This window comes from Halomicrobium sp. HArcht1-1, assembly GCF_058933285.1.
The window spans coordinates 2,151,688-2,175,954 of record NZ_JBZYDL010000001.1 but is presented as its reverse complement, the minus strand read 5'-3'; the positions used below and the strand labels follow the sequence as shown (position 1 = coordinate 2,175,954).

The 24,267-nt window shown below is 67.3% G+C and carries 27 protein-coding genes and 1 tRNA gene; 15 read left to right on the top strand and 13 right to left on the bottom strand.

Annotation, left to right across the window (positions count from 1 at the left end):
* Nucleotides 1-52 precede the first annotated feature (52 nt).
* Nucleotides 53-1,102 (top strand): S66 family peptidase, encoded by a 1,050-nt coding sequence (locus tag AC5FRZ_RS11520; RefSeq protein WP_170094927.1) that lies wholly within the window; start codon nucleotides 53-55, stop codon nucleotides 1,100-1,102.
* Here the strand turns inward: AC5FRZ_RS11520 and glyA are convergent, their stop codons facing one another.
* Nucleotides 1,103-2,347 (bottom strand): serine hydroxymethyltransferase, encoded by a 1,245-nt coding sequence (glyA, locus tag AC5FRZ_RS11515; RefSeq protein WP_493564642.1) that lies wholly within the window; start codon nucleotides 2,345-2,347, stop codon nucleotides 1,103-1,105. It abuts the gene before it with no gap.
* A 126-nt stretch (nucleotides 2,348-2,473) separates the two neighbouring features.
* Here glyA and AC5FRZ_RS11510 point away from each other — a divergent pair, with 126 nt between their 5' ends.
* From AC5FRZ_RS11510 to AC5FRZ_RS11480, 7 genes are all read left to right on the top strand, one after another.
* A complete protein-coding gene (locus AC5FRZ_RS11510; protein ID WP_493564641.1) occupies nucleotides 2,474-3,205 on the top strand; it encodes an HFX_2341 family transcriptional regulator domain-containing protein in 732 nt (243 codons plus the stop codon).
* Between the two features lie 121 nt (nucleotides 3,206-3,326).
* Nucleotides 3,327-3,491, top strand: coding sequence for a hypothetical protein (locus tag AC5FRZ_RS11505; protein ID WP_493564640.1), 165 nt, complete (start codon nucleotides 3,327-3,329; stop codon nucleotides 3,489-3,491).
* A 253-nt stretch (nucleotides 3,492-3,744) separates the two neighbouring features.
* Complete coding sequence (locus tag AC5FRZ_RS11500) at nucleotides 3,745-5,373, top strand: MBL fold metallo-hydrolase (RefSeq protein ID WP_493564639.1); 1,629 nt, start codon at nucleotides 3,745-3,747, stop codon at nucleotides 5,371-5,373.
* A 43-nt stretch (nucleotides 5,374-5,416) separates the two neighbouring features.
* Nucleotides 5,417-7,099 (top strand): acyl-CoA mutase large subunit family protein, encoded by a 1,683-nt coding sequence (locus tag AC5FRZ_RS11495; RefSeq protein ID WP_493564638.1) that lies wholly within the window; start codon nucleotides 5,417-5,419, stop codon nucleotides 7,097-7,099.
* Between the two features lie 58 nt (nucleotides 7,100-7,157).
* Nucleotides 7,158-7,598, top strand: coding sequence for a hypothetical protein (locus AC5FRZ_RS11490; protein WP_372480576.1), 441 nt, complete (start codon nucleotides 7,158-7,160; stop codon nucleotides 7,596-7,598).
* A 40-nt stretch (nucleotides 7,599-7,638) separates the two neighbouring features.
* On the top strand, nucleotides 7,639-8,028 hold the full coding sequence (mce, locus tag AC5FRZ_RS11485) for a methylmalonyl-CoA epimerase (RefSeq protein WP_170094920.1): 390 nt from the start codon (nucleotides 7,639-7,641) through the stop codon (nucleotides 8,026-8,028).
* Nucleotides 8,029-8,097: 69 nt separating this feature from the next.
* A complete protein-coding gene (locus AC5FRZ_RS11480) occupies nucleotides 8,098-9,066 on the top strand; it encodes a nucleotidyltransferase family protein (RefSeq protein ID WP_170094919.1) in 969 nt (322 codons plus the stop codon).
* A gap of 18 nt (nucleotides 9,067-9,084) precedes the next feature.
* Here the strand turns inward: AC5FRZ_RS11480 and AC5FRZ_RS11475 are convergent, their stop codons facing one another.
* Nucleotides 9,085-10,341 (bottom strand): NAD(P)/FAD-dependent oxidoreductase, encoded by a 1,257-nt coding sequence (locus tag AC5FRZ_RS11475; protein WP_493564637.1) that lies wholly within the window; start codon nucleotides 10,339-10,341, stop codon nucleotides 9,085-9,087.
* Nucleotides 10,342-10,497: 156 nt separating this feature from the next.
* Between AC5FRZ_RS11475 and AC5FRZ_RS11470 the strand changes: the two genes are divergently transcribed.
* Nucleotides 10,498-11,124 (top strand): ArsR/SmtB family transcription factor, encoded by a 627-nt coding sequence (locus tag AC5FRZ_RS11470; RefSeq protein WP_493564636.1) that lies wholly within the window; start codon nucleotides 10,498-10,500, stop codon nucleotides 11,122-11,124.
* An 82-nt stretch (nucleotides 11,125-11,206) separates the two neighbouring features.
* Nucleotides 11,207-12,325 (top strand): threonine synthase, encoded by a 1,119-nt coding sequence (locus AC5FRZ_RS11465; RefSeq protein ID WP_493564635.1) that lies wholly within the window; start codon nucleotides 11,207-11,209, stop codon nucleotides 12,323-12,325.
* On the opposite strand, the gene AC5FRZ_RS11460 is transcribed toward AC5FRZ_RS11465, so the two are convergent.
* The 7 genes from AC5FRZ_RS11460 to AC5FRZ_RS11430 all read right to left on the bottom strand — a co-directional run bounded on the left by AC5FRZ_RS11460 (nucleotide 12,322) and on the right by AC5FRZ_RS11430 (nucleotide 15,522).
* Nucleotides 12,322-12,930, bottom strand: a complete 609-nt coding sequence (locus tag AC5FRZ_RS11460; protein WP_170094915.1) for a DnaJ domain-containing protein — start codon at nucleotides 12,928-12,930, stop codon at nucleotides 12,322-12,324. The genes AC5FRZ_RS11465 and AC5FRZ_RS11460 overlap by 4 nt on opposite strands.
* A 49-nt stretch (nucleotides 12,931-12,979) precedes the next feature.
* Nucleotides 12,980-13,735: a proteasome assembly chaperone family protein gene (locus tag AC5FRZ_RS11455; RefSeq protein WP_170094914.1), complete on the bottom strand. Its 756-nt coding sequence runs from the start codon at nucleotides 13,733-13,735 to the stop codon at nucleotides 12,980-12,982.
* Nucleotides 13,736-13,739: 4 nt separating this feature from the next.
* A complete protein-coding gene (locus tag AC5FRZ_RS11450) occupies nucleotides 13,740-13,922 on the bottom strand; it encodes an RNA-protein complex protein Nop10 (RefSeq protein ID WP_170094913.1) in 183 nt (60 codons plus the stop codon).
* Nucleotides 13,923-13,926: 4 nt separating this feature from the next.
* Nucleotides 13,927-14,760 carry a translation initiation factor IF-2 subunit alpha gene (locus AC5FRZ_RS11445; RefSeq protein ID WP_372480580.1) on the bottom strand — a complete coding sequence of 278 codons (834 nt, stop codon included), beginning with the start codon at nucleotides 14,758-14,760 and terminating at the stop codon, nucleotides 13,927-13,929.
* Nucleotides 14,757-14,930 carry a 30S ribosomal protein S27e gene (locus tag AC5FRZ_RS11440; protein WP_015763826.1) on the bottom strand — a complete coding sequence of 58 codons (174 nt, stop codon included), beginning with the start codon at nucleotides 14,928-14,930 and terminating at the stop codon, nucleotides 14,757-14,759. Before AC5FRZ_RS11440 ends, AC5FRZ_RS11445 begins: the two co-directional genes overlap by 4 nt.
* Nucleotides 14,931-14,934: 4 nt before the next feature.
* A complete protein-coding gene (locus AC5FRZ_RS11435) occupies nucleotides 14,935-15,219 on the bottom strand; it encodes a 50S ribosomal protein L44e (RefSeq protein WP_153553916.1) in 285 nt (94 codons plus the stop codon).
* Between the two features lie 75 nt (nucleotides 15,220-15,294).
* Nucleotides 15,295-15,522, bottom strand: coding sequence for a hypothetical protein (locus tag AC5FRZ_RS11430; RefSeq protein WP_170095369.1), 228 nt, complete (start codon nucleotides 15,520-15,522; stop codon nucleotides 15,295-15,297).
* Nucleotides 15,523-15,701: 179 nt separating this feature from the next.
* On the opposite strand from AC5FRZ_RS11430, the gene AC5FRZ_RS11425 reads away from it, so the two are divergent.
* Both AC5FRZ_RS11425 and AC5FRZ_RS11420 read left to right on the top strand, forming a co-directional pair.
* Nucleotides 15,702-15,962 (top strand): HAH_0734 family protein, encoded by a 261-nt coding sequence (locus tag AC5FRZ_RS11425; RefSeq protein ID WP_153553914.1) that lies wholly within the window; start codon nucleotides 15,702-15,704, stop codon nucleotides 15,960-15,962.
* 158 nt (nucleotides 15,963-16,120) lie between these two features.
* On the top strand, nucleotides 16,121-16,783 hold the full coding sequence (locus tag AC5FRZ_RS11420; protein WP_493564634.1) for a ribonuclease HI family protein: 663 nt from the start codon (nucleotides 16,121-16,123) through the stop codon (nucleotides 16,781-16,783).
* Nucleotides 16,784-16,840: 57 nt separating this feature from the next.
* Here AC5FRZ_RS11420 and AC5FRZ_RS11415 read toward each other — a convergent pair whose 3' ends face one another.
* The gene (locus AC5FRZ_RS11415) at nucleotides 16,841-19,225 is read right to left on the bottom strand and encodes a DUF2298 domain-containing protein (RefSeq protein WP_493564633.1); all 2,385 of its coding nucleotides are present in this window, start codon (nucleotides 19,223-19,225) and stop codon (nucleotides 16,841-16,843) included.
* Nucleotides 19,226-19,327: 102 nt separating this feature from the next.
* On the opposite strand from AC5FRZ_RS11415, the gene AC5FRZ_RS11410 reads away from it, so the two are divergent.
* From AC5FRZ_RS11410 to AC5FRZ_RS11400, 3 genes are all read left to right on the top strand, one after another.
* A complete protein-coding gene (locus AC5FRZ_RS11410; RefSeq protein ID WP_493564632.1) occupies nucleotides 19,328-20,095 on the top strand; it encodes a glycosyltransferase in 768 nt (255 codons plus the stop codon).
* Nucleotides 20,088-20,549, top strand: a complete 462-nt coding sequence (locus tag AC5FRZ_RS11405) for a GtrA family protein (RefSeq protein WP_170094909.1) — start codon at nucleotides 20,088-20,090, stop codon at nucleotides 20,547-20,549. The genes AC5FRZ_RS11410 and AC5FRZ_RS11405 overlap by 8 nt, the downstream gene beginning before the upstream one ends.
* A gap of 74 nt (nucleotides 20,550-20,623) precedes the next feature.
* Nucleotides 20,624-20,698 (top strand) — tRNA-Met (locus AC5FRZ_RS11400).
* A gap of 606 nt (nucleotides 20,699-21,304) precedes the next feature.
* Here AC5FRZ_RS11400 and hpt read toward each other — a convergent pair.
* The 3 genes from hpt to AC5FRZ_RS11385 are packed head-to-tail and all read right to left on the bottom strand — an operon-like array spanning nucleotide 21,305 to nucleotide 24,261.
* Nucleotides 21,305-21,874 (bottom strand): hypoxanthine/guanine phosphoribosyltransferase, encoded by a 570-nt coding sequence (gene hpt / locus AC5FRZ_RS11395; RefSeq protein WP_153553910.1) that lies wholly within the window; start codon nucleotides 21,872-21,874, stop codon nucleotides 21,305-21,307.
* Between the two features lie 36 nt (nucleotides 21,875-21,910).
* Complete coding sequence (locus AC5FRZ_RS11390; RefSeq protein WP_493564631.1) at nucleotides 21,911-23,776, bottom strand: hypothetical protein; 1,866 nt, start codon at nucleotides 23,774-23,776, stop codon at nucleotides 21,911-21,913.
* Nucleotides 23,773-24,261, bottom strand: coding sequence for a hypothetical protein (locus AC5FRZ_RS11385; protein ID WP_493564630.1), 489 nt, complete (start codon nucleotides 24,259-24,261; stop codon nucleotides 23,773-23,775). The genes AC5FRZ_RS11390 and AC5FRZ_RS11385 overlap by 4 nt, the downstream gene beginning before the upstream one ends.
* Between the last annotated feature and the right edge of the window lie 6 nt (nucleotides 24,262-24,267).

Genomic DNA, 24,267 nt, shown 5'->3' with positions numbered 1-24,267 from the left:
CGATCCCACACCGGCACAACGATTTTTCGAACGCTGCGTGAAAGGGCGAGCGATGACGACCTTCCAGACTCCCCCGCCCGCCGAGCCCGGCGACAGGGTTGCCGTCGTCGCGCCGTCGAGCGGCGGTGCGGCCGACGCTCGACACGTCCTCGAACTCTCACTACAGCGACTCCGCGATCACTTCGATCTGGAGCCAGTCGTCTACCCGACGGCGCGCCAGTCCGACGAATTTCTCGACCGCAGTCCACGCGCCCGCGCCGCAGACCTGCACGCCGCCTTTCGCGACCCCGAGATCAGTGCCGTGTTCGCGACGATCGGCGGAGACGATCAGATTCGCGTCCTCGACCACCTCGACCCTATGATCATACGCGAGCACCCGACACGGTTCTTCGGGATGAGCGACAACACGAACCTCGCGCTCTTTCTGTGGACCCACGGGATCGTCTCCTACTACGGCGGGCAGTTGCTCAATCAGGTCGGCGTGCCCGGGTCGCTCGACGAGTACACGGAGCGGTACCTTCGCCGGGCGCTGTTCGACAAACATCTCGGTGAACTCACCGCTGCCAAGCGATGGACCGACGCCGTGTACGACTGGGAGACCGACGACTACGTGGGTCAATCGGTTCGATACGAGGACGCGCCCGGCTGGTCGTGGTACGGTGGCGGGGCGGTCTCCGGCCGCGTCTGGGGCGGCTGTCTGGCGATCGTTCGCTGGCAACTGGCGACGAACCGGTATCTACCCGATCCCGCACGACTCGACGGGCAAGTGCTCGCGATCGAGACGGCCGAGACGCTGCCGGACGCCGATCGGGTTCGCTGGACCCTGCAGGCGATGGGCGAGCGCGGGCTGCTGGAGCGGTTCGACGGCGTCCTCGTCGGTCGGCCCAGGACGCGAAACCGCTTCGAGGATCGCGACGACGACACGCGCGAACAGTATCGCAAGGACCAGCGCGACGCGGTCCTGTCGATGCTCGACCGCTACAACCCGGAGGCGACGGCCGTCTTCGATCTGGACTTCGGCCACACGAACCCGACTGCGCCGATCCCGATCGGCGGGCGCGTCGAGATCGATCCCGATGGCGAGTCGATCAGATTCGTGTAGTCACTCGTAGACCGGGAACCGATCACAGAGGCCGTCGACGACCTCGCCCGCGTTCTCCCGGACGGCGTCGTCCTCGGGCGCGTCGAGCACGTCCGCGATGGCGTCGGCGAGCCGCCGGGTCGCGTCGGCGTCGAAGCCCCGCGTCGTGATCGCGGGCGTACCGAGGCGGACGCCGCTGGTGACGGTCGACTTTCGTGGGTCACCGGGAACGGCCGACTTGTTGCAGACGATACCGGCGTCTTCGAGGATATCTTCGGCACGCTGGCCGGTGAGATCGGGATGACTCTGCTGGAAGTCAACGAGGACGAAGTGTACGTCGGTGCCGTCCGAGACCAGATCGAAGTCACGGCCGTCGAGGTGCTCGCCGAGGGCGGTCGCGTTCTCGACGGTCTGGCTCGCGTACGCCTCGAACTCGGGCTGGAGGGCCTCGTAGAAGCCCGCGGCCTTGCCGGCGACGTTGTGCAGCAGCGGGCCGCCCTGCAGGCCCGGGAAGACCGCCCGGTCGACCGCCGCCGCGTACTCCTCGCTGGCCATGATCGCGCCGCCACGGCCCGACCGGATCGTCTTGTGCGTCGAGCAGGTCACCACGTCGGCGACGCCGACCGGTGAGGGGTAGATGTCGGCGGCGACGAGGCCGGTGAGGTGGGCGATGTCGGCGACGTGGACGGCGTCGACGCCTTCGGCGATCGCTTGCATCCGTTCCCAGTCGACCCGGCGGGGATACGCCGAGTAGCCCGAGACCAGCAGGTCCGGATTCGTCTCGCGAGCGCGCTCGGCGACGGCCTCGTAGTCGAGTCGGCCGGTCTCCGGCTCGACGTGGTAGTGTTCGACCTCGTAGTGGGTCGCCACCGCGGTCGCGTCGTGGCCGTGGCTGAGGTGGCCGCCGCTCGTCAGTTCCAGCGAGAGAATGCTGTCGCCCGGTTCGAGCAGCGCCTCGTAGGCCGCGAGGTTGGCCTGCGTGCCCGAGTGGGGCTGGACGTTCGCGTGGACCGTGTCGAACAGCCTCTTCGCGCGCTCTCTGGCCAGCCGTTCGACCTCGTCGGCGTGCGCACAGCCGGCGTAGTAGCGTTCGCCGGGACGACCCTCGGCGTAGTTGTTCGTCAGGACCGACCCCTGTGCCCGTAGCACGGCGTCGCTGGCGTGGTTCTCGCTGGCGATTAGCGTCAGCGTCTCGTGCTGGCGCTCTCGCTCGGCTGACAGTGCCTCGGCGAGCGACTCGTCGACTGGGGTCAGGTCTGTCGGCACAATAGACCGCACTCGCCGGTCTGGTAAGAGTACTGTCACGACAGCGGTGACAGCCACGCGACGGCCGACACAGTTGTCGCTATTGTCGACACAGTCTTTTTGTGCGGGGACGGCGACGCCGTCGACATGGACGTTGCCCAGCGCGTACACCTGATGCCCGTCGGCTACGAGAACGATCGGATCGTCCTCTCTGCCCAGCGGTTCAGCGCCGACCGCGTCGTGCTACTGGAATACGACGATCAGACGGCCCACCCGTCCTACGCCGACGAGATCCGGGAGCGCCTCGACGACGCGGGAATCGACCACGAGACGATCGACTGCAACATCTTCGACTTCTACGACTCGCTGGGGACCATCGCCGAACTGGCGACCAGATTCGCCGACCACGACGTGTACGTCAACCTCGCGACCGGCAGCAAGGTCACCGCCATCGGCGGCATGATCGCCTGCATGGCCACGGGCGCGACGCCGTACTACGTGCGCGCCGAGCGCTACGCCGCAGAGACCGACGGCGACGTTGCAGAGGGGATCCGCGAGGTGACGGAGCTGCCGACGTATCCGATGGACCATCCCGACCCCCAGCAAGTAGCCGTCATGGCACACCTCGAAGCGGAGGGCGGTGTGACCAAACGGGCGCTGATCGACTTCGGCGAGGAGGCGGGACTGCCCTTCCTCGCGGAACACGACGCGGCCAACCGCAAGAGCCAGTATCGGCTGCTGGACAGTCACGTCCTCTCGCCGCTGGCCGAGACCGGCTACGTCACGATCACCGAGCGAGGGCGCTCGAAACGCGTCGAGCTGACCGACGCCGGCCACAACACGCTGCGGGCCTTCCGGTACCTGATCGACGACGACTGATACTGCCAGCTGTGGGTCTGTGACGAATCTCGCGACTCCGGGAGTACGGAGGAGACGATCGTCGCTGCAATCGTCCGTCTGAGGCCTCTGAATTATTCCCGTCGTGTCCCTACCGTCGTCTATGGCAACGACGACCTACGACTGCGTCTGCGGGGCGACGCTGCGGTTCAAGCAGGACCTCGTGACCGAGGGCGGTGGTCGGACGCCCACGTGGCTCTGTGGCGACTGCCACACGCCGGTCCCGAGCGTCCACGCCGAGAAGATCAGACATCAGCACCCGTCGTGACGGATCCCGGCCAGAGACAGTCGTCGGGAGATTCGCGGACTGATACGGATTATTGTAGCCGTTTGCCCGGTCGACCGCACACTGTCGTGCGGTTGATCCGGTACAGATCTACAATAATCCGTATGACGCCCACGCCGACTCCTGACAGATGGCCGGTTCGACGCCCGGGATTCGTTCGTTCACTCCCGACACACGAGTGGGATACATTTATTGTCGAATCGAAGTTTAGAGCGGGTATAATGGGTGGGTGGGGGTGCAGATAACGTATCAACACGCGAATCCTCGCGAGGGCAAGGAGTCGACAGTCTTGCGGTTCGAGGGATTGATTCCCGACCAGACCGTCGCCGTACTGATCGACGCTGGGAGCGGCGTGGTAGTCGACGACTTACTGGACCGATCGGCCGGCGAGTACCTGACTGCCGTCTGTCTCACACACGCTCACCTCGATCATTACGAGTCGCTCGGACGAGTGATTCGGGACGGCGCACCGATCCTCGCTACGCCGTCGACGGCGTCGATTCTCGAAGACGTGCTGGCAGCGGGGAAGGAGTACTACGACATCACAGAGACCGATACCGTCCTCGAACGACTCGAAGCGTGCTCTTCGTGGACGCGCCTCGTCGAAGGTCTGCACGTCCATCCGGTACCGGCAGGTCACGCACCGGGTGCCTGTGGATTTCTCTTCGCCGTCAGAGACGACGACGTGTATCGGACGGTCCTGGCGACTGGGGACTTTACGCGACGTGGTGCAGCGGGCTATCCCGGCTTGCCGACCGACCTCCCGGTCGACGTGCTGGTGCTGACCGGTGCGACGAACTCGTCGTTCGAGACCGAGGCCACGGAGATCGTCGAGTCGATCACAGAGCGCGTCCTCGCCGGGGCACCGGTCCTCGCCTGTACGAGTGCGCTCACTGGCGTCCAGATCGCCTACTGGCTCGGCCACTACTTCGACCAGATCGACGAACACGTCCCGATCCGACTCGCCGGCCACGTTGCGAACGTGTACGACCAACTTGGGTACGAGGTGCCGTCGGTCAAGTCGGTCCCAGTGTTCGACGATCCGACGCAGTTCGTCGCCAACGGCGCGCTCGCCATCGCTGGTCCCGAAGTGCCAGTCGGCGGGAGTTCGGCTCGACTCTTCGAACAACTACGGACCGACGCCAACGCCTTCGTCTTGCAAGTGACTGGCGGCGGGACGGAGCCTGTCACGGCGGGTCAGTGTACGACGACCGCGTCCGTCTTTAGTAACCACCCGACCAGAGAGGTCGTCGACGAAGTCGTGGCGGCGTACGATCCGGTCCACGTGGTCGTCGTCCACCAGCACAACGAAGCTGCAGATTGCTTCAAGGACCACTACGACAGCTACGTATGGGCGACCGACGACACCGACGAGTACTGCCTGTTCGATCGAACTGGCTGGCACGGACCTCCCTGGGTGTCAGAGCGAACCGTCCGAAGGGTCGAGGCCAACACCGACACGACCGGCCACCTGCTCGACGGCATCTCGGAATCGACGCTCCCCGTCCCGACAGTCGGACGGACTCCGTCGGTCGATCTGAGTGAAGAGGGGCTCCATCTCGACGGCCTCGACGAGCGCTTCCAACAGACGGAATCAGTTGTCGACACGAGTACATCGTCACACACTCCCAGTGACACGACATCGCAGGACGACAGTAACGAGACGGCAGACGAGCGGTCGCCGGGATTGGCGGACATCGAGCGTCGACTCGACGCGATCGAAACGCGGCTCCGGGCCGACGAGTTCGAAGCCCGTGTCGTCGACGCCCGAGACGGCGTCACACTGTTGCGACTCGACGAGGAGATCGACGGTGTCTCTCACGGAGATCGTGTGACATTGTCACTTTCGCTGGGCGACCGATGAGTGCCACACCACCCTTTTGATCGCGCCGCCCGAGAGATCAGCTATGTTCGATCCCGAGGAACTCGACGAGATCCGTGCCGGCAAGGAACGCTGGCACGAGGAGACGGCCCAGCCGACGCTCGATCGCTTCGGAGAGCGCGAAGAGCGCTTTACCACCGACACGGCGGGCCGCGAGGTCGATCGGCTCTACACGCCCGCCGACGTGGCCGATCTCGACTACGAGGAGGACCTGGGGTTCCCCGCAGAGGAGCCCTACACTCGCGGGGTCTACTCGACGATGTATCGGGGCCAGCTGTGGACGATGCGCCAGTACGCCGGGATGGGGACCGCGGCCGAGACGAACGAACGGTTCCAGTACCTCCTCGACCAGGGCCAGACCGGGCTGTCGATGGCCTTCGACCTGCCGACTCAGATGGGCTACGACTCCGACGACGCGATGGCGGCCGGCGAGGTCGGGAAGACCGGCGTCGCCATCGACTCGCTGCGGGACATGGAGGTCGTCTTCGACGGGATCGATCTCGGCGAGGTCTCGACGTCGATGACGATCAACGCGCCCGCGAGCGTGTTGCTGGCGATGTACGTCGCCATCGGCGACCAGCAGGGGGTCCCGCGCGAGGAGCTTCGCGGGACGATCCAAAACGACGTGCTCAAAGAGTACATCGCGCGCAACACCTACATCTACCCGCCGGAGCCGTCGATGCGGATCATCACCGACATCTTCGAGTTCTGTGCCCAGGAGGTGCCGAAGTTCAACACCATCTCCATCTCCGGCTACCACATCCGCGAGGCCGGGTCGACGGCGGCCCAGGAGATCGCCTTCACGCTCGGGAACGGGATCGAGTACGTCGAAACCGCTCTCGAAGCCGGACTCGACGTCGACGACTTCGCTCCGCAGCTGTCGTTCTTCTTCGCCGCCTACAACAACATCTTCGAGGAGGCCGCGAAGTTCCGGGCGGCCAGGCGGCTGTGGGCCGAGATCATGGAGGAACGCTTCGATCCCGAGGACCCAAAGAGCAAGCAACTGAAGTTCCACACCCAGACCGCCGGCTCGACGCTGACGGCCCAGCAGGTCGAGAACAACGTCGTTCGCGTCGCCTACCAGGCACTGGCCGCGGTGCTGGGCGGGACACAGAGCCTCCACACGAACGGCAAAGACGAGGCCGTCGGCCTCCCGACGGAAGACTCGGTGCGGACCGCGTTGCGGACCCAGCAGATCCTCGCCCACGAGTCCGGCGTCGCAGACACGATCGACCCGCTGGGGGGCAGCTACTACGTCGAGTCTCTCACCGACGAACTGGCCGCCGACGCCCGCGAGATCCTCGACACCGTCGACGACCGCGGCGGCATGCGCCGGGCTATCGAGGACCAGTGGGTCCAGCGGGAGATCCAGGACGTGGCCTACGAGCGCCAGCAAGAACAGGAAGCTAGCGAGCGGATCATCGTCGGCGTCAACGAGTTCACCGTCGACGAGGAAGAGCCAGTCGAGATCGAGGAGGTCGACGAGACGCTCGAAGCCAGACAGCACGAACGCCTCGACGCCCTCCGCGAGGAGCGCGACGACGACCTCGTCGCCGAGCGCCTCGACGCTCTCCGTGTGGCCGCCGAGGGCGACGCGAACCTCCTGCCGCCGATGATCCGAGCGGTCAAGGCCTACGCGACCACGGGCGAGATCTGCGACGTGCTCCGTGACGCCTTCGGGGAGTACCAGCCCGGGGGACCGGCGTAGGACCGTCGTCTGGCGATAGCGACAACTGATTTAAGTAGGCGGTACATCGGGGGCACACATGGTCGAAACGAGACGGCTCGTCGCAGTCTTCCTGATCGGACTGCTCGTCGGCGTCGCCGCGACGACGGCCGTGAGCCTGGGTTTTCAGCAATCGCTGAGCGTTTCGGTGCCGTCGGCGTCCGTGTCCGGCAACTGTAACTCGACCGCTGACGTGAGCGGATGGGCGGCACAGGTCCCGAACCGCGGCCACCAGACGATCCTCCTGAACCAGACGATCTCGGGTCCGGTGGCGAGTAGCTCGCTGGAGGGCGATATCGACTTCCGCCTGACGATCGACACCAACAGCTCTGCGTCCGACTGTCGGTACGAGGCAGTGTTGACGCTGCCCGACAACTTCGACTCGCTGACCGTGTTGCACGACGAGCGTGCTGTCCTCCGGATCCAGAACCGAGGCGACGGCACGTCACGGTTCTGGCAGCTCAACGAATCGGCCGCTTAGCGGCCCCAGCCATTAGTGGGTTCGCGCCGTCGGCTCGGACATGCACTTCGACCACGCCGGCATCGCGACCGACGACGCGGCTACGCTCGCGGGGCTGTACCGCGACCTTCTGGACGCACCGATCGCTCACGAAGAGCGCTTCGACGGGCTCGACGTCGTCTTTCTCGAACTCGACGGGGGCTACTTCGAGTTGCTGGAGCCGACGGCCGACGCCGACGGTGCGATCGCCGGCTATCTCGACGACCACGGCCCCGGCATCCACCACCTCGCCGTGGCGACCGACGACATCGAGGCGGCACTCGCTACCGCCCGTGATGCCGGCGTCGAACTGATCGACGAGGAACCGCGTTCGGGAGCGTGGGGCCACGACGTGGCCTTCCTCCACCCGCGCTCGACCGGCGGCGTCTTGCTGGAGTTCGTCGAGCACTGACACCCTCTCGTCGTGGGATCCGACGAGCAGAACAAAAAGGACTTACTGCCGCCACGGGTGGGTGGCGGTATGAAGGCTGTCGTCCTCGCCGGTGGTTACGCGACCCGACTCTGGCCGGTCACGAAACACCGGCCGAAGATGTTGCTGCCGATCGGTGACAGCACGGTCATCGACCGGATCCTCGGCGAACTCGAACGCGACGACCGGATCTCGGAGGTGTTCGTCAGCACCAACGAGCGGTTCGCGACCGACTTCGAGGCCCACCTCGCCGACGCCGACTACGAGAAGCCAAAGCTCACCGTCGAGGACACGACGGCGGAAGACGAGAAGTTCGGCGTCGTCGGCGCGCTCGCCCAGCTCGTCGACCGGGAGGGGATCACGGACGAGGATCTGCTGGTCATCGCCGGTGACAACCTCATCAGCTTCGACGTGGCCGAGTTCCTCGACTGCTTCGAACGTGCCGGTACGCCGACGATCGCGGCCTACGACGTGGGTTCCAGAGAGCGAGCGAAGTCCTACGGGCTGGTCGAGCTCGACGGCGACGAGGTCGTCGACTTCCAGGAGAAGCCCGACGATCCCAACAGCACGCTCGTTTCGATCGCCTGCTACGCCTTCCCCGCCGAGTCGGTTCGTTTCGAGGAGTATCTCTCGGGTGGGAACAACCCCGACGAGCCCGGCTGGTTCATCCAGTGGCTCGTCGCCAACGACGCCGTCTCCGCCTTTACGTTCGACGGCGCGTGGTACGACATCGGCACGCCCGAGAGCTACCTGGACGCGGTCGCCTGGGAACTGGGCGGCGACGCCGTCGTCGCCGACTCGGCGACGGTCGAGAACACCACCGTCGGTGAGAACGTCCACGTCCTCCCGGGCGCAGAGATCGTCGACTCCAGTCTCGACCACTCGGTCGTCTTCCCCGAGGCGACGATCCGGGACAGCGACGTCCGGCAGTCGATCATCGACCGCGAGACCCACGTCGAAGACCTCGATCTGGCGGGCGCGTTGATCGGGGCCCACACGCACATCACGAACGGCGAGTGATCGCTCGCTCCGCAATTCTCACTGCGTGTCCAGCGCCGCTCCGGCGGCGACTCGACCGCTCTCCAGTGCGCCCTGGATCGACGACCAGCGGGTGTAGTCTCCGGCCAGCACCACCGGGCCTTCCGGAGCGTCGACCGCCGGCAAGCCGGCCCGGAATCCCGGTGGCTGGTCGAACTGCGCGAACTCGATGCGATCGGTCGCGATCAGTTCGAGGTCGGCGAAGCTGGCCTGGGGGTACCACTCGGACAGGGCCGTCCGGACCGTCTCGAACAGCGTCTCGTCGTCGGGCTCTCGCTCCCCGAGGAAGGTCGCAGCGTACAGCGTGTGGCCGTCTGGGGCGTACTCCGGTGCGACCGCCGACAGCGGTGCGATCTGGTTCGGCCGGTCGTCCTCGGCGTTGAGCACGATCCGTCGCCCCATCTCCGGACGATCGCCCGACGGCAGCGCGACGTGTTGGGTGACACAGCTCCGTGCCGTCGTCGTGATCGCTGCCACGCTGGTGAGATCGCTCGCGGTCTTCGGATCGGTCGCGACGACGGCGGCGTCGGCCCCGACGGACTCGTCGCTGGTCTCGACGGTGACCCCGCCGCCGGGAACGACCGCGTCGACGGTCGTCCCGGTCTCGACGGTGACGCCCGCCGCTCGCGCCCGGTCGGCGAGCTGGGCCGTAATCGCACCCATGCCGCCGGCCGGTACGGCGGTCGAGCCCTCGGTGAGCATCTTGAACGTGTACTCGAAGACGGCGCTGTCCGTCGACAGCGATCGATCGAGCGTGATACCGCCGTAGAACGGCGCTGCGAACGACTCGACGAACCCCTCGGAGAATCCACGGTCGGCGAGATACGCCTCGATCGAGGAGCCGCCACGCCGGAGAATCTCGTCGACCGAGCGTCCGCGCAGCTCGCGCTGGAGTCGGTAGAGCCCGAACAGGTCGCCAAGCGTCACCTCGTCGTTGAAGATCGTCGCCAGCGCCGAGCCGGGATCCCGGAGGGGATCGGCCAGCACCGAGCGCTTGCCGGGCCGGGCGATCGTCGCACCGGGAGTGAACCGCCGGAGGTCGAGCGCGTCGAGATCCAGTTCCCGTTCGACCGCCGGATAGGCGGGAAAGAGGACCTGGAACCCACGGTCGAGCGTGTACCCGTCGACGGTACGAGAGCGAACGCGCCCACCGACGGTCTCGCGTCGTTCGAACAGCGTCACGTCCGCGCCCGACTCGGCGAGGTGGCGGGCCGCGACCAGTCCCGCCAGTCCGCCGCCGACGACCACGACATCCATACTGGATCGTTCGACCGCGACCACAAAAAACGACTCGGGCTCTGCCCCGCCACCGCTCCGGTCGCGGCCGGGCCACGACGAGGCGGGGGCGTCGGGAGTGAAAGACGCCTTTGAGCCTCCCGGGGAGCTATATCGATCGACGGCGAGTCACACACGATGTCATCGCTACTGCCACTCGAACCGTCGGCAGCGGGGGTCGCGGACCGTGACATCGACCCGAAGCTCGTCGACCTCGCCGACGCCGAGGCCGACGAGATCCTCTCGGCCATCGCCTCGCGGACCGCACGGGACATCCTCGCCGCCGCCTACGCGGAGCCACGGACGGCCTCCGACATCGCCGACGCCATCGAGAGCTCCGTCCAGAACGTCAGCTACCACCTCGATCGACTCTGTGACGCCGATCTCCTGGAGGTCGTCGAGACGTGGTACTCCGAGCAGGGCCGCGAGATGGCGGTGTACGGTCCGACCAGTGCCGCCCTCGTGTTGTACGCCGGGGCCGAGCAGTCGACGCCCTCGATCACGACGGCGCTGGAACGGGTCCTCGGCGGCGTCGGCGTCGTCGGCGTCGCGAGTCTCCTCGTCCACAGGCGGTGGCGCGCCCTGCAACCGTCCGTCAGGGCCGTGCGAGGGGAGTCTGCCCAACAGTCCGTCGTCGACGCCGCGTCCGCGTTCGCGACCGGTCCCGGAGGCGTCGCTCTCTGGACGGGACTGCTCGTCGTCGCCGGCCTGTTCGCGTTCTGGTACTGGCGCACCTACCGACCGGCGCGTCGCCGGACGGCCTGACCGCCACGAGGGCGTCGTCCGTGCCGACGAACGCGGAGCATCCGACCGCACAGCACAAGGGAGCGGGGCCCACAGTGCGAGTATGGAGACGAGTCCGGCCTTTCGCGAGTTCGCCTGTGCAGACTGCGAGGAGACGTTCGACCCACACGAGATCGAACTGCGCTGTCCGGCCTGTGGCGGCCTCCTCGTGGCCCGGTACGATCACGACGCCCGGACGGAGCCGACGCGGCCGCCGCTCCCGCTGGCCCGCGAGCGCATCCACTCGCTCGACGAGGGCGGGACGCCCGCGACCGACTGTCCGACACTGGCCGACGAGATCGGGGCCGATCGACTCCTGCTCAAAGACGAGGGCCGCAATCCGACCGGCGCGGTGACGGATCGCGGACTCGCGGTCGCCGTCAGTGCCGGCGCGGCAGTCGGTGCCGACGCCGTCTCGCTCCCGACGACCGGCAACGGCGGTCAGTCGGCGGCTGCCTACGCCGGTCGGGCCGGCGTGGCCGCTCACAGCTACGTCCCCTCGCGGTGTCCGTTCGTCAACAAAGCGATGATCAACGTCCACGGCGGGGAGATGAACGTCGTCGAGGGACGCTATCCCGACGCGCTGGCGGCCTACGAGGACAGCGACGCCGAACGGTTCCCCGTCGGTCCGTCGTCGCCGTACCGCCGCGCGGGCGTCAAGGGACTGGGCTACGAGCTGCTCACCGGGCCGGCCCCGTCGGCGATCGTGGTCCCGACCGGCCAGGGGATCGTCCTCGCCGCGATCCACGCGGCGATCGAGGAACTCCGAGAGGCCGGCATCCTCGACGTGACGCCGCGTCTCTACGCCGCACAGCCAGCGGGCTGTGCGCCCGTCGTCGACGCCTGCGGGACCGCCGACGCGGTCGCGCCCACGGAACAGCCCGACACGATCGTCGGTCCCCTGGAAGTCCCCGATCCCGCGGTCGGCTCGCTCGCCGTCGCGGCTGTCGACGAGACCGGCGGGCGCGGCGTCGCCGTCTCGGACAGCGACGCGTTGCAGGCGGCCGTCGACGCGGCCGGCACTGCCGGCGTCGAACTCAGCGCGACCGGCGGCGTCGCCCTGGCCGGCGCGCGCGAACTCGCCGCAGAGTTCGACGAAGAGACGGTCGCGCTGGTCAACCCCGTCGCGGGCTCGAAGGAGGACGACCTGCTTCGCAGCCACCTCATGAGTCAGGGCATCTAGTCGGCGGCGTGTTGCTTCGCTCTCGTGTAGGCCCGTCTAACGCGCTTGAACGCCTCTTCGTCGCCGCCGTGGTCCGGGTGGACCTCTTTGACCTTGCTCCGGTAGGCTCCCTTGACTTCCTCCAGGGTCGCCGACGTGGGCAGGCCGAGCTCGCGGAAGGCGTCGGCCGTCGGGTGGTACTCCGTCCTCTCGCTCTCTCCGGTCGACTCCCCGTCGATCGCTGGCGTCTCGAACGGGAGTCTGGCACCGAGGTGCCAGCCCGGCATCTCGTGTTCGACCAGGACGGGAACGGTCGGCGAGCGATCGATCCGGTAGTACGCCCGCGCGTCGAACGTGATCGCTACGTCGCGCTTTGGCAGGTAGAAGGCGACGGGCTGGCCCTCGACGAAGTGATCCTCCGCGAAGGGCTCCTCGATCGCTCGCAGGTACGACCGCAGCTCCTCGCGTCGCCGTCCCTCGCCCGTGCCGGACGAGCCACCCGCTGCCGGCGGCGGGAAGAGTCTGGCCGCGGCGACGAACAGGCCGGCGACGGCGACACTGCCGGCCACTCCGAGCCCGAGGCCGACGAGGAGCCACTCCGGCAGCGACCCAAACTGCGCGAACACGGCTCCACGTTCGGCTGGGGCGATAAAGAATCGTTCGCTGTCGGCGCGATCAGCCGATGTACCGCAGGTCTTCGTCGGAGGGTGTCGGCGTCCCCTGTTCCATCTCCTGAATCTTCCGGGCGACTTCCTCCATCTCGTCTGCGCGGTCTTCGAGTGCCTCGTAGTCGATCTCGAAGCCGAGCAGTTCCTGGAGGATCTCCAGAACCGCCTGCGCGCTCTTGGGGTCGACGAGATAGCCAGACGTCTCGCCCATGAGACAGGCCGCATCGAGATCACGGCGGCCGCTCAGGCCAAGCAGGAGGCCAGAGACGCCGACGATACCGCCTGCCGGCTCGTTCTCGCGGAAGGCGACGCCGACGGATTCGAGTTCCTCGACCAGCGACTCGGTCGTCGACGCGCCGAGCACGTCGTACTCCTCGATCAGTTCGCCGGTCGGAACGCCACCGAGGGCATACACCGACTCGACGCCGAACTCCTCGGCCACGTCGAGGAAGGTGTCGGTCAGCCCGTAGTGGCCCTCGTTGTCCTGCGCCTGGTGGTCCCCCGAGAGCACGAGCATGTCCCGTCCGTCCTCCGGTCTGACGGCGTGAAACTCCGCCGATGCCAGCTGTGTCGTGCCGTCTTCGACGGTGACCTGTGGCGGGAAGTGCTGGGAGTAGACGCGGGCGACCAGTTCGCTCTCGAGTTCTTCGAGCAGGTGTTCGGCCGCGAGCTTGCCGACGTGGCCGACGCCGGGCAGTCCTTCGACCAGTACCGGATCGGTCAACGCACCGTCCGCGATTCGCTCGATCTCGAACTCGTCCATGGCCCTACTCCCGTCGGCGCCGCTTAAGTGCGCGTCGATACTCGCCGTACGGGTCCGCGGGATCGAACGGTGCCGGCGCGCTGTTGACGGCGTCGCTCCCACACTCGGGACAGCGCTCAGAAAGCGTGTAGACGGGCCGGTCGTGCTCGGACGCCCACTCGGAACAGACGCGGAGATCGGCCCGCATCGGCTTACTCTTCGTCTTCGTTGCGCTCGCGGTGGAACTGGCCGGTGCCACCGTGTTCGACGACGACCGCGCTGGCGCGGTCGGCGCTGGCTTCGAGCTCGGATTCGGCGCGCTTGTAGTCGGGGGCCCGGACCTTGATCCGGTACTCGGGCGCGCCGACGTAGGTGACTTCGAGTTCGACCTCCTCGGGCACGTCGGCGTCTGCGTCCGCGCCGTCGGGGAGTGCGTCGGCGTCGCCTTCGGCGGCCTGAAGCGCCTGCTTGATGATCTCGACGCCGTCACTGTCGGGACAGGTCAGGTCGACGTAGCCGGTCACGTCGACGTAGGGCACCGAGACGTTCTCGCGTGCGGTCTCGACGATGGCGTCGATCTCGTCCTCGGAGAGGTCCGTCTCGTCGAGCGCTTCCGTGCCGTGGATCGCCGCGGCCTCGAAGCCGTCGTACAGCGAGCCGAAGTCGGCGAGCAGTTCGTTCGCGACGGCGGCGTACTGCTCGTCGGCGAGGTCCTCGCCGAAGGCCAGCTCCATCCAGTTGTCGGCCTTCTGCTCGTTTTTCCACTCCTGGATCTTCTCTTTGCGCTGGTGGTCGTTGACGTCCTTGATCGAGAGGTTGATCTGCTGGGCGTCCTCGTCGATCTCCAGCACCTTCACGACGACAGTCTGGCCCTCGTTGACGTGGTCGCGGACGTTCTTGATCCAGCCGCTGGCGACCTCGCTGATGTGACAGAGGCCGCGCTTGTCCTCATACTCTTCGAGGTCGACGAAGACACCGAAGTCTTCGATCTCGTCGATCTTGCCGACGGCGAGTTCGCCGGATTCGGGCCAGCCGCTGTACTTCATCGCTGTTCGACCGTTTCGAGGACCGCACCCTCGATGGTCGCCTTGCCGCCGGTCGGGCGGGCGAGCGTGTGCCCACAGACCGCGCAGGCGACTTCGGTGGCGGCCTTGCTGAAGACCGTCTGTTCGTTCTCACAGTCCGGACATTCGACGGAGAGGAAGCTTCCTGCCATCGTTCTAGTCCTGGAACTCCAGTCGGCCAGCTCGCCATCCCTCGCGGAGGTGGGCCTTGCCACAGTCGCTACAGCGGTACTTGAGGTTCGTCTTCTTGGTGGGCTTGTCCCCACCGGGCACCTTCGAGAACTTCCCGGAGTTCCCGATCCCCTTTGAGTTGCGGTCGGCCTGACGGCCGCCGATGTGGGTCATGCCCGACGTGCGGCCGGAACGGACCTTCTCGACCTCGTGTTCGTTGTGCTCGTTACAGTGCGGACAGTACGTGTTAAATCGGCGTGGCATCTGCATAGATATCGACCTTACGGCGAGGTTACACAGCGGTGCTTAAAACCCCGACGGTTCGGTCCCGGCCACTCGACGGTATCAGGAGAGCAACTCGACGAGCCCGGCGAGGAGTCCCGGAATCACCATCACCGCGAGGCCGGCGACAACGACGACGCCGGGCAGGAGGACCAGGCCCGCGCTGGTCAGCAGCCACAGTGCCAGACCCAGCACCACGATCACCAGGCCGAGCAGGCGGAGGCCCCACACGACTGTCCGCCCGACGCCCGAGCCCGTATTCGTGTCACGCCGTCCGAACACTTCGTCCATGCCCGAAGAAATGTCGTCCCACGGGCAAAACTGCTGTGGCCGTTCGAGAGCCAGCCGTCCGTGACGGTCGGGGCTCGCTCCCGCGGTTGGCCCGCTCACGCCTCGCGTCGCTCGGTCAGGGCAACAGATTCGCGTTCCGCACCGTAGAAGCTAAGTGCGCTGTCGGCAAAGACTGGCGCATGAAGAAGCTCATTATCCACGGGGATCCGGGAATCCGGAAGGGTGCCACAATCGAGTACGACGGGGAGGAGTACGTCTGCTTCGCGATCGCCCGTCAGGGCGACTGGCACGGGCCGGACGAACCGCAGCTGTGGTGTACGATCGGCAAACCCGAGGAGCGCGAACGGTTCATGCGCCGCGAGTTCGTCGCGATGCACCTCGACACCGAAGACGTCGACGCCGGTGCGGTCGGCGTCGTCGAGCCACGCGGCGAAGCCTGATCCTGCTGGCGGTCTGTCTCGTTCTCTCTGCTATCACTGCCCTCGACGGTCTCTCGTAGCGGCGACTCTCGACTGTCGAGGGCACATCACACCCACCGACATCGATAGGTGGCTACAGCTCCGACTCCGCGTATGGAACGGTCGCGACGACAGTGGCGGTGGTCACGGTGACGACGGCCCGCGATCTCCCGGCGGAGTCGCTGTCACCGCTGGCCGAGCGCGTCCTGGCCGCGTACGACTACGAGGTGTCGGCAGCGATCGACGCGATCGACGCGGCGGTCCCCGGCATCGGCGGACTGTTCGAGCCCGGAACCGAGCCGGCGGAGTTGCGGGCGGCGATCGAGCACGTGCTGGCGGCCGACGACCACGAAACGCGGGTCGATCGCGACCTGGCCGGCGAGACGGCGATTCTCTACGTCGACGGCAGCTCCCGCGGGAATCCGGGGCCGGCGGGCGCTGGGGCCGTCGTGCAGGACGAGGCCGGCGAGTCGCTGCTCCGTCTCGCGCGGCCGGTCGGCTCGCGGACGGACAACAACACCGCCGAGTACGCCGCGCTCGCGCTCGGACTGGCGCGCCTGCTGGCGCAGTTCGAGCCCGCACGGATCGAGGTCAGGATCGACTCGCGGACGGTCATCCGGAGCGTCTGGGAGGAGCGGGCAGATCCCGGTGCCCAGTTCCGCGAGTACCGCGCGGCCGTCGTCGCGCTGCTCGAACGGGCACCGGACGACGACTGGCGACACCTCGCGGACAGCGATCCGAATCCCGCCGACGCGCTCGCGACGGTCGGGGCCGACATCGCCGCGCTGGGTCCCGGTGGCTGATTCTCGGATCCCGCCATTGGGGCCGCCAGCGACGGGGCACACGCCGTTTGCTGCGGGCTAGGACGGCTCTTCGTCACTGTCGTCTGTGACCCGGTAGATCGTCACACCGTCGAACTCCTCGACCGGCTCGACGCCCGCCACCGCGTCGACGGTGATCTGGTCGTAGGTGGCCCGCTCGACCGGGCCGACGTAGACGTACCGCACGTCGTAGCCTTCGAGCAGCGCGGCCTGCTCTTCGGGCTCGCCGGTGTAGATCGTCCGCACGTCCGTCAGTCGCTCCTGGTAGGGCTCGTCTCCGCGGTACTGTGCCTCGTGGAACCACCCGAGGACGGTCGGGAGTCCGGTCAGACTGGCCGGCGCACTCGATCCCTCGCCGTCCGAGGCGTCCCAGGTGTACCCGCCCGGTGCCGCTGTGACGAGGACCGGTCGCCCGGAGCGGTCGTCGAGCCAGTGGATCGCCGCGGCCTCCTCTGGGTACTCCGAGTCGAGGTAGGCGAGTCCGTCCAGCGTCGGGTCCGAGCCGTCGAACGCGGTCGTCGCCGCCAGCGGGGCGTACAGCCCGGCACCGACGACGAGGACGGCGAGGGCGACGCGGGGCAGCGCCGAGCGGGCCCGACCGAGTGTGTCCGCTGGGACGGTGACGCGGTTCGTGAACACCCACGCCAGCGCCGGCCCGAGGGCGAGACTCCACAGCACCCACACCTGCATCGACACCTTGAACACCGTGTTCATCCGTCCGGTCGGCTCCTTGAGGTAGACGAACTCGATCAGCGTCACGAGTCCGATGCCGGCGACGATCAGCACCGTCTCGAACCCGGCACTGGCCGCGCCGCCGTCCGAGCGTGCGCGGTCCGTGTCGCCAGCGGGTGCGGCGGTGCTCGGAGACGTGCCGGGCCGTCGCGCGAGGGCCCAGCACGCGCCCACCAGCGGGACGAACAGGCCGAGGGCGGCGAGATCGAGGACCGCGAAGCCGCCGATCGCGACGGCGGCCCCGACTGTCACGGTGGTCGCCCGCTCGCCGAAGCGCTGGCGGCCCCGCGCCGCGAGGTACGCGAGGAAGGTGACCAGAAAGAGCCCGTGGACGAGCAGCAGTTCCGTCAGCGAGGACCGGTCCGGCAGGACGGCGATCTCGCGCCCGCTTGCCGGCCCGAGCCAGAACGGCAGCGACCAGAGCAAGCCAAGCGCGACGACGGCGACGGCGACGCCCAGGCCGACGGCGAGGCGCGACCCCTCCCGCCAGACGGCAGTTTCGGGGAACCGGTCGGCGAGCGGTTCGGGCAGCAGTGACCGTGCGTCGGCCGGTGCGAGGACGACCGTCAGCAGCGCCAGCCCGGCCGGTGTCGGGAACGACCAGGTGTTCGTGACCGCCAGCAGTCCAGCGACCGGTGGAAGGACGCCGACCACGAGCAGCCGACGGCGCGACACCTCGCGGGCGGGCGTCCGGTAGTAGGCCAGACAGACCGCCGCGGCGAAGACGAGGAACGCGGTACTCATCATGTGGGCGTGCAGGTCGCCGTTGAACCACGAGAAGAAGGGGAACTCGTTGATCGTCGGCGCGGTCGCACCCGGATCGGCGTCGCCGAACTGGAACGCGAAGTCGCTCCGGTGATCGGTGATGACGCGGCTCGCGTCGAAGTAGTAGAACTGACCGAGTCCGTCTGCCAGCCCGTCCCGTTCGATCCCGACGACGCCAGCGAGCCACGCGGACGGGCCGTCGGGCAGGAGTGCGAGCACCACTCGCACCGGCGTCGTGAGGTTGCTCGCGAGCCCGACCGCGAAGACGCTGAGGAGGCCGGCCAGCCGACGCGGGATCGAGCGGTCGGCCGCGACGTTGCCGGCGACGCCGTACACCGCGGTCACGAGCATCGCGTAGAAGCCCGCCAGCGAGAGGTTGTAGGCGAACCGCCCTGCGGTGCCGGTGATGCGGGTGAGAATCGCCGCGACGAGGTGGCCGCCGTAGTAGTACGCGACCGGCTCACCGGCGAACCACACGTCTTCGGGCGGCAGGCTCTCGGCTCGGACGAGCGACTTCAGCAGGCCGAAATCCAGCATCTTCTCGCCGATCGCCAGCGGGAGCGGCGCGATCACCGGGTCGCTCGCGCCCAGCGGGACCGCGAACACGCGCATCCCGACCAGGAACAGGAAGGCCCCGGTAAAGACCAGACAGCTCTCGCCGATCCGCCCCAGATCGAGGTCGACGCCACGGCTTCCCGCCAGAGCGACCAGGCCGACCAGCACGGCGACGCCCAGCCAGATCCCCGCCGTCATCGACAGTCGGCCGACGAAGAAGGTGACGAACCAGACGACGGCGATCGACAGCACGACCGCGACGCCGGAGCCCCCGTCCTCGAAGCGCGGGAACAGCCAGCTCGTGACGACGCTGCCGGCCACCAGTAGAGCGAGATAGAGCGCCAGCCAGAGCGCGACGAGACCGTATTCCATTAGTGGGGACAGCGTCACCACCGATAATACGCTTTTTGCACTGCCCCGTGGCCGGCGGGAATGTCGAACTGTTTTTAGCCGCGGTCTCGATTGCCCGGACGAATGGATCAGTCGGTGGGTATCGTCGTGCCCGCGTTTCGACCGGACGTGGATCGACTGGGCTCGTACGTCAGGACGCTCGACGAGCAGTTGGCTCCGGCACAGATCCGTATCGAACTCGACGACCCGGAACCCGGCGTCACCGAGCGGCTGGCCGCGCTCCCTGCCGCGGTCAACGCCGTCCCCTACCGCCGCGGGAAGGGAGCCGCGATCACCGCCGGCTTCGAGGCGACCGAGACGGACGTTCGCGCGTTCGCCGACGCCGATGGATCGACCGACGCGGCCTCGCTCGCACACGTCATCGACCGGGTCAGGGCCGGCGATGCGGACCTGGCGGTCGGTTCTCGTCGTCACCCCGACGCGACCGTCAGCAGCCACCAGACCTTCGCGCGGCGGTTCCTGGGCGACGGCTTCGCCTGGATCGCCGGCCACCTGCTCGACGTGTCGCTGTACGACTACCAGTGTGGCGCGAAGGCGATCACGGCCGAGGGGTGGGAGCACGTGCGCACGCACCTCTACGACGCCGGCTTCGCCTGGGACGTAGAGCTGGTCGCGATCGCCGGTGCGCTGGGGCTGACCGTCGCGGAGGTCCCCATCGAGTGGGAGGACAGACCCGGCTCGACGGTCTCGCCGGTGCGAACGTCGCTGAACATGGCGACGGCGCTCTTGCGCGCACGCCACCGGGCGAAGCGACTGAGCGACAGCCGTCTGCACGCCGCCATCGCCGCGACACGCGAGGAGGGTCCCGCACTGATCGACAACGATGAGTAGCCGCCTCGCTCCCCTCCGATCGTTGCTCTCGGGGGTCCGGTTCGGCAAGTTCGCCTCGGTCGGTGCGGTCGGGGCCGCCTTCGACACGACGACGTTCGTCGTCCTCGACCAGTTCGTCGGCGTGTCGACCGCCGTCGCCAACGCCGTCGGCATCGAGATCGCGATCCTCGTGATGTTCGCCGTCAACGACAACTGGACCTTCGCGAGCGAAGGCGAGGACGACCGCCGCTCGCTCGGCACGCGCCTCTTGCGCTCGCACCTCGTCCGTGCCGGTGGGTCGACGCTGCAGTGGAGCATTCTCTTCGCCGTCCTCGTCGTCTACGAGGTCAACGTGCCCGTCTCGGTGGGTCCGGTCGACCTCTGGCCGATCTTCGTCAAGGGCGGCGCGATCGGAATCGCCATGTTCGTCAACTACGTCTTCGAGAGCATCTTCACCTGGCGCGTCCACGAGTGAGTGTGCCGCGAGAGGAACCCACAGAGGACGACCGAATCACAACCCTTAATCGGGGGGAGACGATACGAGATAGTAGCGGGATGGGATAGCCAGGAGATTCCGGCGGGCTCATAACCCGTAGATCGGTGGTTCAAATCCACCTCCCGCTATTTTCCGAGCGACCAACTGAACGAGGAGCGCAGCGACGAGTGGACTGGTCGCTCGAAATAGCACACGTTGATTTGAAGCAGACCACGAGGGAGCGACGCGACCGAAGTGGGCGTGGTTCAAATCCACCTCCCGCTATATTTTGCCGCGAGCAAACTCGCGAGCGGCAAATCTACGCCGAGTGGATTTGTACCCTATCAGTCGCGCGCAGGGAAGCGAGCACGTCTGATTCCGGTTCAAATCCACCTCCCGCTATTTTCCGAGCGACCAACTGAACGAGGAGCGTAGCGACGAGTGGACTGGTCGCTCGAAATAGCACACGTCGATTTGAACCCTCTCAGTCGAGTGAAGAACGTCTGTCGAGGGAATTCCTCAGCAGACGAGCGTCGCGAACGATCTGCTGTACGGCAATCTGTCTGCACGGCAACGGACAGTATCACGACGGCGAGGCGGAGCGTCTCCTGAACGCCCTCGACTCGCCCGTTCGTCCGCCAGGCCAGCAGACGCGACAGCCACGCGCCTCCCCAACCGATTCGCTCCCGTAGGTCGCTCATCCCTCGCACACGGTCGTCGCGGCACGGCGGCCGCGACAGCGCGCGCCGCTCCTCTTAGTCGTCGCCGTACTCGTCGACCACGACGACCTCGCCGTCGACGACGTCGACGTTGATGAGCGTCTTCGCGTGGTAGCCGTCGTCTGCGAGCTTGTTCTCTCCGCCCTCTTTCTTGATGACACAGACGATGTCACAGATGTCCGCGCCGATGTCTTCGAGCGCGCCCGTGAGCGCGGCCAGCGTGCCACCGGTCGAGAGCACGTCGTCGAGCACGAGCACGCGGTCGCCCTCGTAGACGTCGTTGACGTACATCTCGTTTTCCGAGTAGCCGGTGACCTGCGAGAGCGACACCTCGCCGTCGAGGCCGTACTGGCGCTTTCGGACGACGACGAGGGGGATGTCCGTCATCAGCGAGACCGCAGTGGAGATGTGGATCCCCATCGCGGCCGGTGTGACGATCTTGTCGACGTCTTCGAGCTCGGCTTTCCGAATGATCTTGATGACGATCTCGCGAAGCAGTTCAGGACGCAGCATCGGAACGCCGTCGCTGATCGGATGCACGAAGTAGTGATATCCGTCCTTCTCGATGATAGGTGCGTCCAACAGCGACTGTTTGAGCTGATCCATGTCGGCGGTACTTCGAGCCAGCACAAAAACCCGTCGTCAACGGAGCGGGATCGCGTCGGCCAGCGTACGCACCATCGGCAGGGCGTGTGCGCCACCCAGGCCGAAGTACTCCACCGCTGCGAACGCGACGAACACCGTCGACGACGCGAGCGCCAGCCCGAACAGTGCCGCGCCGACTCTGTCGAAGCGCTCGCTCGCGACCGACAGCAACGACCAGCTGCCCAGAGCCAGCGCCACGGCGAGAGCGAGGACGGCGTGAAACTGGAACGCTTCGGCACGGCCCACGTCGAGCGCGACGAGCGCGACGAGGACGAGCTGGCCGCCGATCAGCACGCCACCGCTCCAGCTCCAGAGCACCGTCCGCCAGTGGGCGTCGAGTGCTCGCCCGGTCGGTGGGAGCCTCACGGCGAGGCAGACGAGGATGGGAGCGACGGGGAACAGGTACCGAACGGTCACCTGAGCGTGGTGGGGAAGTAAACCAATATATATGAGTATGAGCGAAGCGGCAGCGAGCGCGAGGAACGCGTCGGCGGGCGTAACCCCACTGGGAAGTGATCGCCGCTCGACTGCACGTTCGATCCCGACGAGGCTGGTCGAAACCGCCGCTGCAATCGTCGCGAGGACGGGAGTGGACTCCAACAGAGTGAGATTCGCTTCGGGCGTCCCCTCGGCGCTGTTCGCGACCTCCGGGATGTATCCGCTCCGGACGAGCGTTCGATAGGCAGCTGTCGGGTCGGTCTGGAGCGAGTGGATACCGCGCCGAACGAGTCCGAGCAGTTTCATCAGTGGCTCTACCGCGGACTGTCCGAGGACGATTCCGACGCGTACGAACCGAGGGAGATTCGTCATGTCGAAACCGCCAGACCCGTCACCCGAGGACAGTTCGCCGGTGAGCGAGATGTCGCTTCCCTGGCCGACAGTCCGGAGCATCCGGGGAACGGTCAGCGGATCGCCGGTGATGAGCGTGTTCGTCACGAACAGCGGGACGAGCGCCAGCAGGAAGACTCCGCCGAGCACACCCAGAGTCCGCGGGCCGTTGTCCGGTGCCGTCGGCACGTCGACGATCACGAACAGGACGAACAGCACCAGCGCCTCTGGCGCGTGAACCCACGCCAACAGCGCCAGCAGCGCGTAACAGACCGCTCGCGACTCGAAGGCCCAGTCGCGCTCGGCGTCGCGGCTGTAGGCGAGTCCCAGAGCGACCGCCAGCGCAACCGCGGCCGTGACGACGTGGCGCTTGGGCACGGTCGCCCAGAACGCCAGGGGCGTCCCACCCACGACTGCGACGGCGGCGACGACGCCACGCCGTCGACCGTCGGTGAACGAAACGAGGCGATACGCCAGCGTGCCGACGAAGGCACCGGCAGTCGCGTGTACCAACTGCAAGGCGAGCTGGTGGTGTGGGACCGGATCGATCGGCCGGACCAGCGCGACGTTGAGCAGGAACACCGCGGCGACGACACAGCCGCCGCCGAGCCGCGCGAGGCGCTCGCGGCCGAACTGCCGGCCGGCGACGAGGATCGTTCCGTACACCAGCAGCGACCACAGCGCCACCAGCGCGACGGGGAGATCGGCGACGGCCTCGATCCCGCGGAGGGCAGCGAGGAACGGCAGCGCGAGGACGATCACGCCGTAGTTGCGCGAGTACGTCGAACCGCCGTAGAAGTTCGTCCCCGGCGACCGGAGCGAACCGTACTCCGGGTCCGTCAACGCGATATTGCCGTCGGCGACGGCGGCCAGCCCGTTGGCGATCGTGTGGGAGTCGTTGATCAGAAAGGCCGTGCGCCACAGCGCCAGAAACAGACAGAGGCTCCCGAGAAAGACGAGCAGCCCGACGCGGTCGCCAAAGAGGAACCGGGAGGACAGCCCGCTCGCTCGTCTCCTCGACTTGCGGTCGATCACTCGATCACCTCCACCGTCGTCGAGCGCTCGGCGACGACCCGGCTGGTGTCGTTCGCGCGCACGACCACCTGCAGGCGGCCCTCGTAGCTCGTCCGGTTGACCGTGTCCGGCGGGAACGTGTCGTCGGACATCGACGCCGCGTACGAGCCGACGCTCTCCGTCGAGAGGAAGTGCGTCGTCGACCGCGTGTACCCGCGCTCGTCGATCTCCAGCCGGTAGACGAGCAACGGCTGGCCCTCGACGGCGGTGATCGCCACGGTCGCGTCGGGCACCCGGAGCGTGTACTCGCCGGCCCCGAACCGCCCCGCCGTCAGCGTCGCCCGCTCTGGCAGCGACGCCGACTCGACCGTGACCGATCCCGAACCGTACGCAGGCGTCTCGGCGTCGCTCGTCAGATCGACGGCCCCCACGAGCGGCCCGGAGACGAGCGTCGTCACCGCGACGAGCCCGACGACTCCCCAGACGACAGCCCGGTCTACGTCCATCGTATC